Genomic DNA, 14,665 nt, shown 5'->3' on the forward strand with positions numbered 1-14,665 from the left:
GAAATTTCTCAGCCGGCCTTTCGAAAGCCTATCGCCGGCCGGTGACTTCCGGCTGTCGTGGACTCAAGCTTGAAGCGGGACAGAAGGCGGTTGAGCTTGGCCGCCTCTTCGCCGAGTTCATGGCACGCAGCACTTGTTTCTTCCACCATTGCAGCGTTCTGCTGGGTTACCGTGTCCATACGGTTGATCGCGGTATTGACTTCCTGGAGTGCCGTCGACTGTTCCGTGGAGGCCCGCATGATCGAGCCGATGAGGTCGGTGACCTTGGCGACCTGGCCGTCGATGTCGCCCAGCGCCTCGCCCGTGCGGTTTACGAGTGACACCCCGGCCGCCACCTGGCTCGCGGAGGTTTCGATCAGCCGCTTGATTTCATGGGCAAGATTGGCCGAGCGCCCGGCGAGATCGCGGACTTCCTGCGCGACGACCGCAAAACCCTTGCCGGCTTCGCCGGCACGCGCAGCCTCGACACCCGCGTTGAGCGCTAGCAGATTCGTCTGAAATGCGATCTCGTCGATCACGTTTATGATGCTGCTGATCTGGGTGGAGGAGGCCTCGATCTGCTCCATCGCCACCACTGCATCCCGCACGACACCCGCAGAATGGGCGGCGCCCTGCTGGGCGGCCGTCATCATGGTATTCGCCTCTTGCGCTCTTGCCGTTGCATTTCTCATGGTGGCGGTAATCTGGTCGAGCGCCGAGGCGGCCTGTTCCAACGATGCTGCCTGATGCTCAGTGCGCTGCGCCAGGTCGTCGGTGCCGTTAGCGATCACGCCCGAACCGGTCCGCACGGTTTCCGTTACCCCGGAAATTTCCTGCATGACGGAATAGAGTGTGCGGATGCTGGAGTTGAATTCCTCCCGCAACTCCTCATAGGCCGCCTGGAAAGGATGATCGATCTGCACCGTCAGGTCGCCCTGCGACAGTCGGGAGAGGCCGGCCCGAAGATGCGAAATGACGCTCTCTCTTTCGGCCTCTTCGCTCGCCTTGTCCTTCGCCAGCGCCAAGTCCCGTTCGACCTGCGCCTGCCGGTCGGCTTCCTGCCGCAGCCGGATATTGTCGCGCTCCTGTCCCGATTGGCGGAAGATCGTGACGGCCTGTGCCATCTCGCCGATCTCGTCCCCGCGGCCGCTGAAGGGCACGTCCCGCGAATAGTCGCCGCCTGCCAGCACTGTCATGTAGTCGCGCATCACAGACAGCGGCACGATGGCGCGGCGGCGGAAGAGATAGAGCCCTCCGACCAGCAGAAGCACGGAAGCGGCAGCTGCGGCAAGCGTGATCGACGAAAGAAGCTGCGTCTGTTCGGTCGCATCCTTCTCCGCATCCGCGAGGAAGACGTTCGCCATCTCCACGAGCTCGTTGACCGCCGCTTCATGCACATGAAACTGCGTGGCGAGCTTCTCGAAGGCGGCGCCGACGACTGGCGTATTGCCGGCGAGGATTGCGGGCGAGAGCTCGTCTTTCATCGTCTTCCAGAAGTCGTCGCCTTTCACAAGCACGTCCGCGAGAAGCTTCTGCTTGAGGTCCGCACTGAGCGCCGTTTCCTGCCAGTATTTCCGGCGATCCTCGTAGGCCGGCTTCAGGACGGCCGCAATACGCTCGAGATTGGACTTGGCGGCAGCGGGTCGCTGGACCGCCTCGAGCGCCAGCATGTAGCTTTCCACCAGATAGAGAGGTGGCGGCAGGATATCGGCGACGAGATCCTTGCCGTAGATGATCTGCCGGTAGATCTCGCCGTTGACGCGAAGCTTGTTGAACGCGTGATTCTGAATGCCGATCGAAATGACAAGTCCAGTAGTGACCACCGCGGCAAAGATTGCCAGGCTGCGTGCGATATTGAGTCTCATTGTTGCTCCCCCACAGAGCCCTCAGGGCGGCCATCGCCCGCCTGAATGAATTGCCTTCAAATAAATCTAGACGAGGATGGCTTGTGTGCGGCGTGTTCCGTTTGCCTATACTTGCCTCATCTTCCATTAACCGTAAAATACAATAGTTAATTCCGAAATAAGGTCGACTTTGCTGATGATCACGATTGTCCAGCCGGCAGCCTTCAAAACCATGACATATTCTTCCGATACCGCTCTTTCGCTCGGAGCCAGTCCGCGGATTGTATTTTGCACGCCTTCCATTAAGACAGGTCCCACCAAACCACCACAGCAGGAAGAGCCATGACCGCCATCACCGATATCATCGCCCGTGAAATCCTCGACAGCCGCGGCAACCCCACCGTCGAAGTGGACGTCCATCTTGAAGACGGTTCTTTTGGCCGTGCGGCCGTCCCGTCGGGCGCCTCGACCGGCGCGCATGAGGCAGTTGAACTGCGTGACGGCGGAAAGCGTTACCACGGCAAGGGTGTCGAGAAGGCTGTGGAAGCCGTCAATACAGAGATCTTCGACGCGATCGGCGGTTTCGATGCGGAGAGCCAGATCCACATCGACAAGACGATGATCGCTCTCGATGGTACGCCGAACAAGTCGCGCCTCGGCGCCAATGCTATTCTCGGCGTATCGCTTGCCGTCGCCAGGGCCGCGGCCGAAACCACCGGCCTGCCGCTCTACCGCTATGTCGGCGGCCCGAATGCGCATGTGCTTCCCGTGCCGATGATGAACATCATCAATGGCGGCGCACATGCCGACAACCCGATCGACTTCCAGGAATTCATGATCATGCCGGTCGGCGCCGACACGCTGCGTGATGCCGTGCGCATGGGATCGGAGATTTTCCATGTTCTCAAGAAGGAACTCGCGGCCCAGGGCCACAACACCAATGTCGGCGACGAAGGCGGCTTTGCGCCGGGCCTGAAAAGCGCTCCGGAAGCTCTCGATTTCATCATGAAGTCGGTTGAGAAGGCAGGATACAAGCCGGGCGACGACGTATGCCTTGCGCTCGATTGCGCTTCGACGGAATTCTTCAAGAACGGCAAATACGAGATGGAAGGCGAGGGTCGTACGCTGGAGCCGGAAGCCATGGCGGAGTACCTCGCCGAGCTTGCGGCGAAGTATCCGATCATCTCGATCGAAGACGGCATGGCTGAAGACGATTGGGATGGCTGGAAGTCCCTGACGGACAAGATCGGCTCCAAGGTCCAGCTCGTCGGAGACGACCTCTTCGTCACCAATTCCGCGCGCCTTCGCGACGGCATCAAGATGGGCGTGGCAAATTCCATCCTGGTGAAGGTCAACCAGATCGGCTCGCTGTCGGAAACGCTGGATGCGGTCGAAACGGCGCATAAGGCAAACTACACCGCCGTTATGTCGCATCGCTCCGGCGAGACGGAAGATTCAACGATCGCGGATCTCGCCGTCGCCACCAATTGCGGTCAGATCAAGACAGGCTCGCTTTCGCGCTCGGATCGCCTTGCCAAGTACAACCAGCTTATCCGCATTGAGGAAATGCTGGGTCCGCAAGCTGCCTATGCCGGCCGCTCCGTTCTCAAGGTCTGAGTCAGCTCCATTATCGTGACTACGAAAGCCCGCGCCGAAAGCGCGGGCTTTTTGCGTCGCGGCAATGGAAACGATTGCTTAAGCAAGTTCTGCGAATTTTACCTTCTGTTTCGGATCGTTCGCGTGATCCGGCAAGTGTGGCAAGGCGTTGAACGGCATGTGGACCAAGCATCATAAAAAAAGAAAATTCGGCCGTTTCGTCCTTCCCGCCATTACCGTCGCCTTTCTTTCATACTTCGGCTATCATTCCGTGCATGGTGATCTCGGGCTGATCGCCACGGAGGAATTCGAACGTCAGCGGCAGGCGCGTGCGGAAGAGCTCGCAAAACTGACCGCGAGACGGGAGGCACTTGAGCGCCAGGTGCGGCTCATGAGTGATGGTTCGCTGGAAAAGGATATGCTGGACGAAATCGCTCGTTATCAGCTCAATGTCTCGCGCCCGGACGAGATCGTCATCTTCAATAACTACTTCTGAGTTAACCGATATCCGGTTAATTTTATCTTTCGTCAATCTTTTCAGTAGGTTGTACGGAATGTGAGCCATGCATTTATGGCATTGCTGGGGCGCGGTTTCTTCCCTATGGTACGCCCCGAAACCAGAATGGGATTCCGGGCGGCGTAAGTCTCGGCATCTGTTCCGTTCTAAAACGCAGCACAGAGGGAGGGATGAATGGCGCCGACTAAAACCGCGTCTGTATCCGGCCGCAAATCCGCGGCAAGGTCTGCTACCAAAACCAGCTCCAAGCCAGCCAGGAAAGATTTCAACGGCGGCATTTTCGCGGAGTTCGATAAGGGCCAGGAGCTTGCCGCCTATCGCGATATGCTGCTGATCCGCCGTTTCGAGGAAAAGGCCGGCCAGCTTTACGGCATGGGCTTCATCGGCGGTTTCTGTCACCTCTATATCGGCCAGGAAGCTGTCGTTGTCGGCATGCAGATGGCGCTGAAGGAAGGGGACCAGGTCATCACCGGTTATCGTGACCACGGTCACATGCTGGCGACCGGCATGAGCGCGCGGGGCGTCATGGCGGAACTGACCGGGCGTCGGGGCGGCTATTCCAAGGGGAAGGGCGGCTCCATGCACATGTTCTCCAAGGAAAAGCAGTTCTACGGCGGCCACGGCATCGTCGGCGCGCAAGTGTCGCTCGGTACCGGCCTCGCCTTCGCCAACAAATATCGCGGCAACGACAATGTCTCGACCGCCTATTTCGGCGACGGTGCGGCAAACCAGGGGCAGGTCTATGAAAGCTTCAATATGGCCAATCTCTGGAAGCTGCCGGTCGTCTACGTGATCGAGAACAACCGCTACGCCATGGGAACCTCCGTTGCCCGCGCCTCGGCTCAGACCGATTTCTCCCAGCGCGGTGCCTCCTTTGGTATTCCGGGCTATCAGGTGGACGGCATGGACGTGCGCGCCGTCAAGGCGGCAGCGGATGAGGCTGTCGCCTATTGCCGCGCCGGCAAGGGTCCGATCATCCTCGAAATGCTGACCTATCGCTATCGCGGTCACTCGATGTCCGATCCGGCGAAGTATCGCTCCAAGGACGAAGTGCAGAAGATGCGATCCGAGCATGATCCGATCGAGCAGGTACGGGCCCGCCTTCTTGAAAAGGGCTGGGCGAGCGAGGATGAGCTGAAGGCGATCGACAAGGACGTGCGCGATATCGTGGCCGATTCCGCCGATTTCGCCCAGGCCGATCCGGAGCCGGATGTGTCCGAGCTCTATACCGACATTCTGCTCTGATCGAGGGGAGGGAACCTTATGCCTATCGACATCCTTATGCCCGCCCTTTCCCCGACCATGGAGGAAGGCACGCTCAGCAAATGGCTGAAACAGGAAGGTGACAAGGTCACCTCCGGCGACGTTATCGCCGAAATCGAGACCGACAAGGCGACCATGGAAGTGGAAGCTGTCGATGAAGGCGTGATCGGGAAGCTGCTGGTTCCGGCCGGCACCGAGAACGTCAAGGTCAACACCAAGATAGCCGTGCTCCTTGCCGAAGGCGAAAGCGCCGATTCCATCGGTTCTTCCGCGCCGGCCGCGCCAAAGGCTGATGCGGACACGCCCGCTGCGGCGTCCGACGCCGCTGGGGGCAAGGCCCGTCAATCGGCGGAAGAGCCGACGGCTGCCGCTGACAGCAAAGTCCCGGCCCAGCCGAAGGTGGACGTCGCCTCCGACCCGGATATTCCGGCCGGCACGGAAATGGTGATGACCACCGTGCGCGAAGCGCTGCGCGACGCCATGGCCGAAGAAATGCGTCGGGACGAAGACGTTTTCGTGATGGGTGAGGAAGTCGCGGAATACCAGGGCGCCTATAAGATCACGCAGGGCCTGCTCCAGGAATTCGGCCCACGCCGCGTCGTCGATACGCCCATCACCGAGCACGGTTTTGCCGGCGTCGGCGTCGGTGCGGCCATGGCCGGCCTGAAGCCGATCGTCGAGTTCATGACCTTCAACTTCGCCATGCAGGCGATCGACCAGATCATCAACTCTGCCGCCAAGACGCTTTACATGTCCGGCGGCCAGATGGGCGCTCCGATCGTCTTCCGCGGCCCGAACGGCGCGGCTGCCCGCGTTGCGGCCCAGCACAGCCAGGATTACGCGGCCTGGTACAGCCAGATCCCGGGCCTCAAGGTCGTCATGCCTTATACGGCTGCCGACGCCAAGGGTCTGTTGAAGGCGGCTATCCGCGATCCGAACCCGGTCATCTTCCTGGAAAACGAAATCCTCTACGGCCAGTCCTTCGAAGTGCCGAAGCTCGATGACTTCGTCCTGCCGATCGGCAAGGCGCGCATCCACAAGCAGGGCAGGGACGCCACCGTCGTTTCCTTCGGTATCGGCATGACCTATGCGGTGAAGGCGGTAGAAGAGCTTTCCAAGGAAGGCATCGATGTCGAGCTTATCGACCTTCGCACCATCCGGCCCATGGATCTGCCGACGGTGATCGAATCGGTCAAGAAGACCGGTCGTCTCGTTACCGTGGAAGAGGGGTATCCGCAGTCGTCGGTCGGCACGGAAATCGCCACCCGCGTCATGCAGCAGGCCTTCGACTATCTCGATGCGCCGATCCTGACGATCGCCGGCAAGGATGTTCCGATGCCCTATGCGTCGAACCTCGAAAAGCTCGCCTTGCCGAATGTCGGCGAAATCGTCCAGGCGGTGAAAACCGTCTGCTACAAATAAGGGGAGGATGTCTCGATGCCGATCAACATCACCATGCCTACCCTTTCGCCGACCATGGAAGAGGGCAATCTTTCCAAGTGGCTCGTCAAGGAAGGCGACAAGGTCAAGTCCGGCGATGTGATCGCCGAGATCGAAACCGACAAGGCGACCATGGAAGTGGAAGCCGTCGATGAAGGCACCGTCGCCAAGATCGTCGTGCCGGCGGGTACCGAGGCGGTCAAGGTCAATGCCCTGATCGCGATCCTCGCCGGCGAAGGCGAGGACGTGTCGGCGGCTGCGTCGTCCGGGGGCGGGGCTGCTGCCCCTGCGCCGAAGGCCGAGGCTGCGCCTGCTCCCAAGGCGGAAGCGGCTCCGGCACAAAAAGCTGCCGAGCCGGCTCCGGCCGCTGCTGCACCGGCACCGGCTGCTTCCGGTGCTCGCCCCTTCTCTTCGCCGCTCGCCCGCCGTCTCGCAAAGGAAGCCGGTCTCGATCTCTCGGCAGTTTCCGGCTCCGGCCCCCACGGCCGTGTCGTAAAGTCCGATATCGAGAAGGCTGTCGCCTCGGGCACCGGCAAGGCTGCTCCGGCCGCAGCCCCGCAGGCAGCACCTGCCGGCGCCGCTGCTCCGGCGATGGCCAAAGGTCCGTCGGATGATGCAACGCTCAAGCTTTTCCCGGAAGGCTCCTACGAGCTTCTGCCGCATGACGGCATGCGCAAGACGATCGCCGCGCGCTTGACGGAGTCGACCCAGACGGTTCCGTCCTACACCGTCTCGATGGATTGCGAGATCGACGCGCTTCTGAAGCTGCGCGCCGAGATCAATGCATCGGCACCGGTGAAGAAGACGGAAAAGGGTGAGGTTCCGGCCTTCAAGCTGTCGGTCAACGACTTCATCATCAAGGCGATGGCGCTGGCGCTGCGCGAAGTCCCGATGGCGAACGCCTCCTGGACCTCGACGGCCCGCGTGCTGCACAAGCACTCCGACGTCGGCGTCGCCGTCTCGATCCCGGACGGCCTGATCACTCCGATCGTCCGCAAGGCCGAAACCAAGACGCTCTCCGTCATCTCCAACGAGGTGAAGGATCTTGCCAAGCGGGCCCGCGACAAGAAGCTGAAGCCGGAAGAATACCAGGGCGGTACGACCTCGGTCTCCAATCTCGGCATGTTCGGCGTCTCCTCATTCACCTCGATCGTCAACCTGCCGCAGGCCTCGATCGTCTCGATCGGCGCCGGCGTCGAAAAGCCGGTCGTCAGGAACGGCAAGATCGAGGTGGGCACGGTGATGACGGCAACCTTCGCCTTCGACCACCGCGTCATCGATGGCGCGCTCGGTGCGGAACTGGCTTCCGCGTTCAAGCGCTACATCGAAAACCCGATGGCGATGCTCGTCTGAGCGGGAGGGCGTCGTCGTGAAGACCGTTCTCTGCTTCGGCGATTCGCTCACCTGGGGTTACGATCCAGAGGGTCCAGGCCGGCATGCTTTCGAGGATCGCTGGTCGAGCGTCCTTCAGGCGGCGCTCGGGCCTGAGATGACGGTGATTGCCGAAGGCCTGAATGGCCGCACGACTGGTTACGACGATCATCTCGCCGATTGCGACCGCAACGGCGTGAAGAACCTGCCGACCGTGCTGCATACCCACATGCCGCTCGATCTGGTGATCGTCATGCTCGGCACCAACGACATGAAGCCCATGATCGCCGGTACGGCGCATGCCGCGCGTGCCGGCATCCAGCGGCTGGTCGGGCTGATCCGCCGGCACGACTATTCCTTTGAATACGAGGTGCCCGAAATCCTGATCGTCTCGCCGCCGCCGCTTTGCGAAACCGCCGATCCGGTGTTTTCGGCGATCTTCCGGGGTGGCATCGAGCAGTCCGCCATGCTCGCGTCGCTCTATCGCGATCTGGCCGACGAGCTCGGCTGCGGGTTCTTCGATGCCGGCTCGGTCGCCAAGACGACGCCGATCGACGGCGTACATCTGACTGCGGAAAATACCCGTGCGATCGGACGCGGCCTCGAGCCGATCGTCCGGATGATGCTTGGGCTCTAGAGAAAATTCCAAAAGGCGGGTCGCGTCAGGCTGGCCGCCCAATGAAAAGGCAGGAAAGCAATGGCTCAATCCTACGACGTCATCGTTATCGGCTCCGGTCCGGGGGGGTATATCGCCGCCATCCGCGCGAGCCAGCTCGGCATGAAGGTTGCGGTCGTCGAGCGCGAACATCTCGCCGGCATCTGCTCCAATTGGGGCTGTATCCCGACCAAGGCGCTCCTGCGTTCCGCAGATGTCATGCACACCGCGAGCCACGCCAAGGATTACGGCCTGACGCTCGAAGGTACGATCAAGCCGGACGTCAAGGCGATCGTCGCCCGTTCGCGCGGCATCGCGCACCGCATGAACAATGGCGTCGGCTTTCTGTTCAAGAAGAACAAGGTCGATATCATCTGGGGTGAGGCAAAGGTCAGCAAGCCCGGCGAAGTCGTCGTCGGCAAGCCTACCAAGAAGCCGGTCGAGCCGGTCGGACCGGTGCCGAAGAATACGCTGGGCGAGGGCACCTATACCGCCAAGCACATCATTGTCGCGACCGGGGCCCGTCCGCGCGCGCTTCCGGGCATCGAGCCGGACGGCAAGCTGATCTGGACCTATTTCGAGGCGATGAAGCCGGAGGAAATGCCCAAATCACTGCTCGTCATGGGTTCGGGCGCGATCGGCATCGAGTTCGCGAGCTTCTACCGTACCATGGGCGTGGACGTCACAGTCGTCGAGATCATGAGCCAGGTCATGCCGGTCGAAGACGCGGAGATCTCCGCCGTCGCCAAGAAGCAGTTCGAGCGCCAGGGCATGAAGATCCATCTGGAGGCGAAAGTCGCCAAGGTGGAGAAGGGCGCAAACTCGATCACCGCCCATGTCGAGAAGAAGGACGGATCGGTCGAGAAGATCACGGCCGACCGGATGATCTCCGCCGTCGGCGTGCAGGCCAATATCGAGGGCATCGGCCTTGAGGCGGTCGGCGTCAAGACCGACCGCGGCTTCATCGTCATCGACGGCTACGGCAAGACCAGCGTGCCGGGCATCTATGCCATCGGCGACGTCGCGGGTCCCCCTCTGCTCGCTCACAAGGCGGAACACGAGGCGGTCATCTGCGTGGAAAAGATTGCCGGCCTGCCGAACGTCCATCCGATGGACAAGCTGAAGATTCCGGGCTGCACCTATTGCAATCCCCAGGTTGCCTCCGTCGGTCTGACGGAAGCCAAGGCGAAGGCCGAGGGCCGCGACATCCGCGTCGGCCGTTTCCCCTTCGTGGCCAACGGCAAGGCGATCGCTCTCGGCGAGGACCAGGGGCTGGTAAAAACGATCTTCGACAAGAAGACCGGCGAACTCCTCGGTGCGCATATGGTCGGCGCGGAAGTGACCGAACTCATTCAGGGCTTCGTTGTCGCCATGAACCTTGAGACGACGGAAGAAGAACTGATGCACACGATCTTCCCGCATCCGACCATTTCCGAAACGATGAAGGAAAGCGTGCTCGACGCCTATGGCCGGGCGCTGAACGCCTGACATTCCCGGCATTGCGAAAGGGCGCGCAGCCGCCCATATCTCTGGAACATCTTTTTAAAACGGGGCTATTCATATGGGTGTGGGTTGGATTGCAGCGATCATCATTGGTGGCCTGGCGGGTTGGCTCGCCGGCATTTTGATGGATCTCCGCTTCGGCGTCTTGATGAACATCATCATAGGCATTGTCGGCGCCTTGCTCGCCAATGCCATTTTCGAGAGCGCCAACATCCATGTCGCAGGCGGATGGCTGGGTTACCTGGTGCAGGGTTTCGTGGGCTCCTGCATTTTGCTATTCGTTGCCAAACTCGTCAGACGCTGACGACATTCCGCGACGGTCGCGGTTGAAAGCAGGTTTTTATGGTCACCATCCTCGACAGGACCACTCTCGACGAAGAGAAGCGCGTCCGCCATCCGGAAAAGGCACATCGTCCTGATACGGAGGTGATGCGCAAGCCCGAGTGGATTCGCGTGAAGGCGCCGGTATCCAAAGGCTACGCGGAAACGCGCTCGATCGTGAAGGAAAACAAGCTCGTCACTGTCTGCGAGGAGGCCGGCTGCCCGAATATCGGCGAATGCTGGGACAAGAAGCACGCCACCTTCATGATCATGGGCGAGATCTGTACGCGCGCCTGCGCCTTCTGCAACGTGGCGACCGGCAAGCCGAACGCGCTTGACATGGACGAGCCGGAAAACGTCGCCAAGGCGGTGAAGCAGATGGGGCTCAGCCACGTCGTCATCACCTCGGTCGATCGCGACGATCTGGAAGATGGCGGCGCCGAACATTTCGAGAAGGTGATCTGGGCGATCCGCGCCGCATCCCCGATGACGACCATCGAAATCCTGACACCGGACTTCCTCAAGAAGCCCGGGGCTCTGGAACGCGTTGTGGCTGCCAAGCCGGATGTCTTCAACCACAATCTCGAAACCGTCGCCGGCAACTATCTGACGGTGCGCCCCGGCGCCCGCTACTTCCATTCCATCCGCCTGCTGCAGCGGGTCAAGGAACTCGACCCGACCATGTTCACCAAGTCGGGCATCATGGTGGGCCTCGGGGAAGAGCGCAATGAAGTGCTGCAGCTCATGGACGATCTCAGAACCGCGGACGTGGATTTCCTGACCATTGGCCAATATCTGCAGCCGACCCGCAAGCATCACAAGGTGATGAGCTTCGTAACCCCGGACGAATTCAAGTCCTACGAGACCGTCGCCTATACCAAGGGCTTCCTGATGGTGTCGTCGAGCCCGTTGACCCGGTCCTCGCACCATGCCGGCGATGATTTCGCGCGGTTGAAGGCTGCCCGCGAGAAGAAACTTCTGGCTGCCGCCGAATAGGCGGCGTCCGAGCTATTCTGCCGCCTCGACCTTTTCGCTCTTGCTCTGGCCGCGCCGTCTTCCCCGCAGCGTGAAGCGCTGACCGCGCGCTTCGCCTTTTGCCATTTCGATCAGATAGGCAAGCATGGGTAGCTCGTTCATGTCGGCGAGCTGCTTTGCGGATTCCAGCAGCTTTATCATCTGAGAAAAATCGTCCATGTATGCTTCGTCCGATTACGCCAGTGGGTCACCTGATGTGTTTATTTTACCCGCGATTGCGGCAATGCACCAAATTGAATTGGCATTAGCACATTAAATTCCGTTAACCAGCATTTGTTTGGGCTGTGTTGAGCGGCTGTGGCCGCCTGACATCCGGTTGTCGGGAGATCATGATGGATATCAAATCCGGTCCAGCCGAGGTTCGCTGTGTCGGAATCTCGGAAGCTGCCGATGAAATCCGCCATGCGGAGAGAATCCTGGTCGTCGGCTGTTCGGGCGGCGGCAAATCGACCCTGGCGCAGCAGATCGCCCGGCGGTTTGCGCTTACTTATATTTCCAACGATCGGGACGTGCTTTGGCTGCCGGGTTGGGTTCAGCGGGAGGGAAGTGAGCAGCGGCGGATCATCGAAGAGCTTATCCGGCAGGAGCGCTGGATCATGGATGGCACCAGCACCTCCACCTTCGATATTCGCGTTCCGCGAAGCGATATCGTTATCTGGGTGCGAATGCCGCGTGCCGTCAATGTCTGGGGTATCCTCAGCCGCTGGCTTAAATATATCGGACGCACTCGGCCGGAAATGGCGCCCGGCTGCCCGGAAAGAATGGATTGGGAGTTTTTCCGGTTTGTCTGGACCTGGGAGAGGGAATTCGCGCCGAGGGTTCTCGCCGGGCTGGAACAACATGCGGGCGGGAAGCCTGTCCTGGTGTTGAAATCCCGCCGACGGATGCGCGAACTTCTTGATCTTCTGGAAGCGCGCGCTTAACTGCGGATCATGCCAAAGTTCGAAATCCGCCGCCCCGTGAAGCATAACGCCGATCAGATGTACGCGCTCGTTGCCGATGTCGAGAAATATCCGGAATTCCTACCGCTCTGCGAGGCGCTGGTCATCCGGTCCAGCAAGGAGCGCGACGGCAAGACGCTGCTGCTTGCCGATATGACAGTCGGCTACAAGGCGATCCGCGAGACTTTCACGACCCAGGTTCTGCTCAACCCTGCCGAACGCGCCATCGATGTCAAATACATCGAAGGACCGTTCAAATATCTCGACAACCGCTGGCGTTTTGAACCGCCCTCTGATGGCTCTTCCGCCGGCTGCGTGGTGCACTTTTTCATCGACTACGAGTTCAAGAGCATGATTCTCGGTGCACTGATGGGATCGATGTTCGACCGCGCTTTCCGGATGTTCGCCGAAGCTTTCGAGACGCGGGCGGACAAGATTTACGCCTGATTTGCGAGCGTCGTTTTGGCGGCGTCGGTCAGCATCTCCAGCGCCGTTCTGACGGTCGCGAGACGCACCGCCGTTCGGCCGATATCGCCGTAGCGCATCTCGCGATGGAGCGAGATGCCGGAGCGGGTTTTTGCCGCAAGATGCACCAGGCCGACCGGCTTGTCTGCCGACCCGCCGCCCGGTCCCGCGATGCCGGTCACGGCGACGGTGAGGTTTGCCCTTGAACGGAACAGCGCGCCGTCCGCCATCTGCAGCGCCGTTTCCCGGGATACCGCGCCGAAGGCTGCCAATGTCGCTTCGGTCACGCCGAGCATATCCATCTTCGCCTGGTTGGTGTAGGTGACGAAGCCCCGGTCAACGACGGCCGAGGAGCCTGAAATTTCGGTGAGCGCGCCGGCGATCAGCCCGCCTGTGCAGGACTCAGCCGTTGAAACCATCAGCCCGCAGGCGGAAAAGTCGGCGACGATCCGCCTTGCCTGGTCTTCGATGTCGGCGGGAAACAGGTTCACCCGGCATCTCCCCGGTAGACCACTGTGGCGGTTGCGATGGCGGCAATGCCCTCGCGGCGGCCGACAAAACCGATCTTCTCGTTGGTCGTCGCCTTGACCGAGCATCGGTCCAGGGAAATACCGAGGATCTCCGCCAGGTTCTCGCGCATCTTCTGCCGGTGCGGCGCAATCTTCGGCGCTTCCGCGATCAGCGAGATATCCGCATTCATGATCGTGCCCCCGCGCTCTCGTACAACCTTTGCCGCGTGATCCAGGAAGATCTTGGAGGGCGCGCCCCGCCATTGCATGTCGGAGGGCGGGAAATGGTCGCCGATGTCGCCGGCGCCGCAGGTGGCGAGCAGCGCGTCGGTAAGCGCATGCATGGCGACGTCGGCATCCGAATGGCCAACGAGCCGCTGGTCGTGGGCAATGAAGACGCCGCAGAGCGTCACGCCGTCGCCGGGCTCGAGCTGATGCACGTCGTAGCCGTTACCGGTGCGCACGTCGGGCAGTGGATGGTGCGAAAGTTTTTCGTCGGCCATGGCGATATCTCGCTTCACGGTGAGTTTGATGTTGTCGGCGGAACCTTCGACCAGCACGACCGGCAGCCCAGCCCATTCGGCGATCGAGGCGTCGTCGGTGAAATCCTCGCGTCGGAGCGCTGCCGCCTTTTCATGGGCGGTGCGGATCGACGGGAGGGAAAAGCTTTGTGGCGTCTGTGCGGCAAAAAGCCCGGCCCGCGGCACCGTCTCGTGAACCAGGTGATCCGGTCCGCCTCGCTTCAGCGTGTCGGTGACAGGCATAGCCGGCAACACGCCTTCCTGTCCCTGGTCGAGCGCCTCGGCGATCCGATCGAGAAGCGCATGATCCACGAACGGCCTGGCCGCATCGTGGATCATCACATGGGTGGCCTCGGTCGCTGACAAAGCTCTGAGGCCTTCGTAGACGGAGCGCTGCCGCGTATCGCCGCCGAAAGTCGTGACGACCTTCGCCGCACTGGGCAGTTCCGCTGCCGCTGCCGCAAACAGCGCTTCGTCGTCCGGATGGATGACGACCACGATCAGGCCGCTGCGCGACCAGCTTAAGAACCGTTCGAGCGTATGGGCGATCACCGGCTTTCCCCCGATACGCCGGTATTGCTTCGGCCCGTCTTCGGGCGATCCTGCCCGTTCGCCGCGGCCTGCGGCGACGATGACGATGCCGATTGTCATGGAGTTGTCGTCCACGCGCCGTACCCATTTCTGCGTTCTGAAGGATTGACAGGG

15 protein-coding genes are annotated in these 14,665 nt (G+C 61.0%); 11 read left to right on the forward strand and 4 right to left on the reverse strand.

Annotated elements, in window-relative coordinates:
• Positions 1-8 precede the first annotated feature (8 nt).
• Positions 9-1,844, reverse strand: coding sequence for a methyl-accepting chemotaxis protein (locus C5L12_RS13290; RefSeq protein WP_105372524.1), 1,836 nt, complete (start codon positions 1,842-1,844; stop codon positions 9-11).
• Between the two features lie 321 nt (positions 1,845-2,165).
• Between C5L12_RS13290 and eno the strand changes: the two genes are divergently transcribed.
• The 9 genes from eno to lipA all read left to right on the forward strand — a co-directional run bounded on the left by eno (position 2,166) and on the right by lipA (position 11,485).
• Positions 2,166-3,440 (forward strand): phosphopyruvate hydratase, encoded by a 1,275-nt coding sequence (eno, locus tag C5L12_RS13295; RefSeq protein ID WP_105372525.1) that lies wholly within the window; start codon positions 2,166-2,168, stop codon positions 3,438-3,440.
• Positions 3,441-3,597: 157 nt separating this feature from the next.
• Positions 3,598-3,915 (forward strand): FtsB family cell division protein, encoded by a 318-nt coding sequence (locus C5L12_RS13300; RefSeq protein WP_105372526.1) that lies wholly within the window; start codon positions 3,598-3,600, stop codon positions 3,913-3,915.
• 195 nt (positions 3,916-4,110) lie between these two features.
• Entirely contained in the window at positions 4,111-5,181 is a 1,071-nt protein-coding gene (pdhA, locus tag C5L12_RS13305) for a pyruvate dehydrogenase (acetyl-transferring) E1 component subunit alpha (protein WP_105372527.1), read from the forward strand.
• 18 nt (positions 5,182-5,199) lie between these two features.
• Positions 5,200-6,621, forward strand: coding sequence for a pyruvate dehydrogenase complex E1 component subunit beta (locus C5L12_RS13310; RefSeq protein ID WP_105372528.1), 1,422 nt, complete (start codon positions 5,200-5,202; stop codon positions 6,619-6,621).
• 15 nt (positions 6,622-6,636) lie between these two features.
• On the forward strand, positions 6,637-7,992 hold the full coding sequence (locus tag C5L12_RS13315) for a pyruvate dehydrogenase complex dihydrolipoamide acetyltransferase (protein ID WP_105372529.1): 1,356 nt from the start codon (positions 6,637-6,639) through the stop codon (positions 7,990-7,992).
• Positions 7,993-8,008: 16 nt separating this feature from the next.
• Complete coding sequence (locus C5L12_RS13320) at positions 8,009-8,647, forward strand: SGNH/GDSL hydrolase family protein (protein ID WP_105372530.1); 639 nt, start codon at positions 8,009-8,011, stop codon at positions 8,645-8,647.
• 60 nt (positions 8,648-8,707) lie between these two features.
• On the forward strand, positions 8,708-10,153 hold the full coding sequence (gene lpdA / locus C5L12_RS13325) for a dihydrolipoyl dehydrogenase (RefSeq protein WP_105372531.1): 1,446 nt from the start codon (positions 8,708-8,710) through the stop codon (positions 10,151-10,153).
• Positions 10,154-10,226: 73 nt separating this feature from the next.
• Positions 10,227-10,472, forward strand: coding sequence for a GlsB/YeaQ/YmgE family stress response membrane protein (locus C5L12_RS13330; RefSeq protein WP_105372532.1), 246 nt, complete (start codon positions 10,227-10,229; stop codon positions 10,470-10,472).
• Between the two features lie 38 nt (positions 10,473-10,510).
• Entirely contained in the window at positions 10,511-11,485 is a 975-nt protein-coding gene (gene lipA / locus C5L12_RS13335; protein ID WP_105372533.1) for a lipoyl synthase, read from the forward strand.
• Between the two features lie 12 nt (positions 11,486-11,497).
• Here the strand turns inward: lipA and C5L12_RS13340 are convergent, their stop codons facing one another.
• On the reverse strand, positions 11,498-11,683 hold the full coding sequence (locus C5L12_RS13340) for a hypothetical protein (RefSeq protein WP_105372534.1): 186 nt from the start codon (positions 11,681-11,683) through the stop codon (positions 11,498-11,500).
• 170 nt (positions 11,684-11,853) lie between these two features.
• Between C5L12_RS13340 and C5L12_RS13345 the strand changes: the two genes are divergently transcribed.
• The gene (locus tag C5L12_RS13345; protein ID WP_105372535.1) at positions 11,854-12,447 is read left to right on the forward strand and encodes a P-loop NTPase family protein; all 594 of its coding nucleotides are present in this window, start codon (positions 11,854-11,856) and stop codon (positions 12,445-12,447) included.
• 9 nt (positions 12,448-12,456) lie between these two features.
• Positions 12,457-12,912 (forward strand): type II toxin-antitoxin system RatA family toxin, encoded by a 456-nt coding sequence (locus C5L12_RS13350; protein WP_105372536.1) that lies wholly within the window; start codon positions 12,457-12,459, stop codon positions 12,910-12,912.
• On the opposite strand, the gene C5L12_RS13355 is transcribed toward C5L12_RS13350, so the two are convergent.
• On the reverse strand, positions 12,903-13,421 hold the full coding sequence (locus C5L12_RS13355; RefSeq protein ID WP_105372537.1) for a CinA family protein: 519 nt from the start codon (positions 13,419-13,421) through the stop codon (positions 12,903-12,905). The genes C5L12_RS13350 and C5L12_RS13355 overlap by 10 nt on opposite strands.
• Positions 13,418-14,611 (reverse strand): bifunctional 2-C-methyl-D-erythritol 4-phosphate cytidylyltransferase/2-C-methyl-D-erythritol 2,4-cyclodiphosphate synthase, encoded by a 1,194-nt coding sequence (locus C5L12_RS13360; protein ID WP_105372538.1) that lies wholly within the window; start codon positions 14,609-14,611, stop codon positions 13,418-13,420. The genes C5L12_RS13355 and C5L12_RS13360 overlap by 4 nt, the downstream gene beginning before the upstream one ends.
• Positions 14,612-14,665: the final 54 nt, after the last annotated feature.

The organism is Neorhizobium huautlense, assembly GCF_002968575.1.
GTDB lineage: Bacteria > Pseudomonadota > Alphaproteobacteria > Rhizobiales > Rhizobiaceae > Neorhizobium > Neorhizobium huautlense.

Coding starts and splice junctions, on each gene's coding strand:
- C5L12_RS13290 (WP_105372524.1), bottom strand. CDS start 1,844: ATGAGACTCAATATCGCACGCAGCCTGGCAATCTTTGCCGCGGTGGTC.
- eno (WP_105372525.1), top strand. CDS start 2,166: ATGACCGCCATCACCGATATCATCGCCCGTGAAATCCTCGACAGCCGC.
- C5L12_RS13300 (WP_105372526.1), top strand. CDS start 3,598: ATGTGGACCAAGCATCATAAAAAAAGAAAATTCGGCCGTTTCGTCCTT.
- pdhA (WP_105372527.1), top strand. CDS start 4,111: ATGGCGCCGACTAAAACCGCGTCTGTATCCGGCCGCAAATCCGCGGCA.
- C5L12_RS13310 (WP_105372528.1), top strand. CDS start 5,200: ATGCCTATCGACATCCTTATGCCCGCCCTTTCCCCGACCATGGAGGAA.
- C5L12_RS13315 (WP_105372529.1), top strand. CDS start 6,637: ATGCCGATCAACATCACCATGCCTACCCTTTCGCCGACCATGGAAGAG.
- lpdA (WP_105372531.1), top strand. CDS start 8,708: ATGGCTCAATCCTACGACGTCATCGTTATCGGCTCCGGTCCGGGGGGG.
- C5L12_RS13330 (WP_105372532.1), top strand. CDS start 10,227: ATGGGTGTGGGTTGGATTGCAGCGATCATCATTGGTGGCCTGGCGGGT.
- lipA (WP_105372533.1), top strand. CDS start 10,511: ATGGTCACCATCCTCGACAGGACCACTCTCGACGAAGAGAAGCGCGTC.
- C5L12_RS13340 (WP_105372534.1), bottom strand. CDS start 11,683: ATGGACGATTTTTCTCAGATGATAAAGCTGCTGGAATCCGCAAAGCAG.
- C5L12_RS13345 (WP_105372535.1), top strand. CDS start 11,854: ATGATGGATATCAAATCCGGTCCAGCCGAGGTTCGCTGTGTCGGAATC.
- C5L12_RS13350 (WP_105372536.1), top strand. CDS start 12,457: ATGCCAAAGTTCGAAATCCGCCGCCCCGTGAAGCATAACGCCGATCAG.
- C5L12_RS13360 (WP_105372538.1), bottom strand. CDS start 14,611: ATGACAATCGGCATCGTCATCGTCGCCGCAGGCCGCGGCGAACGGGCA.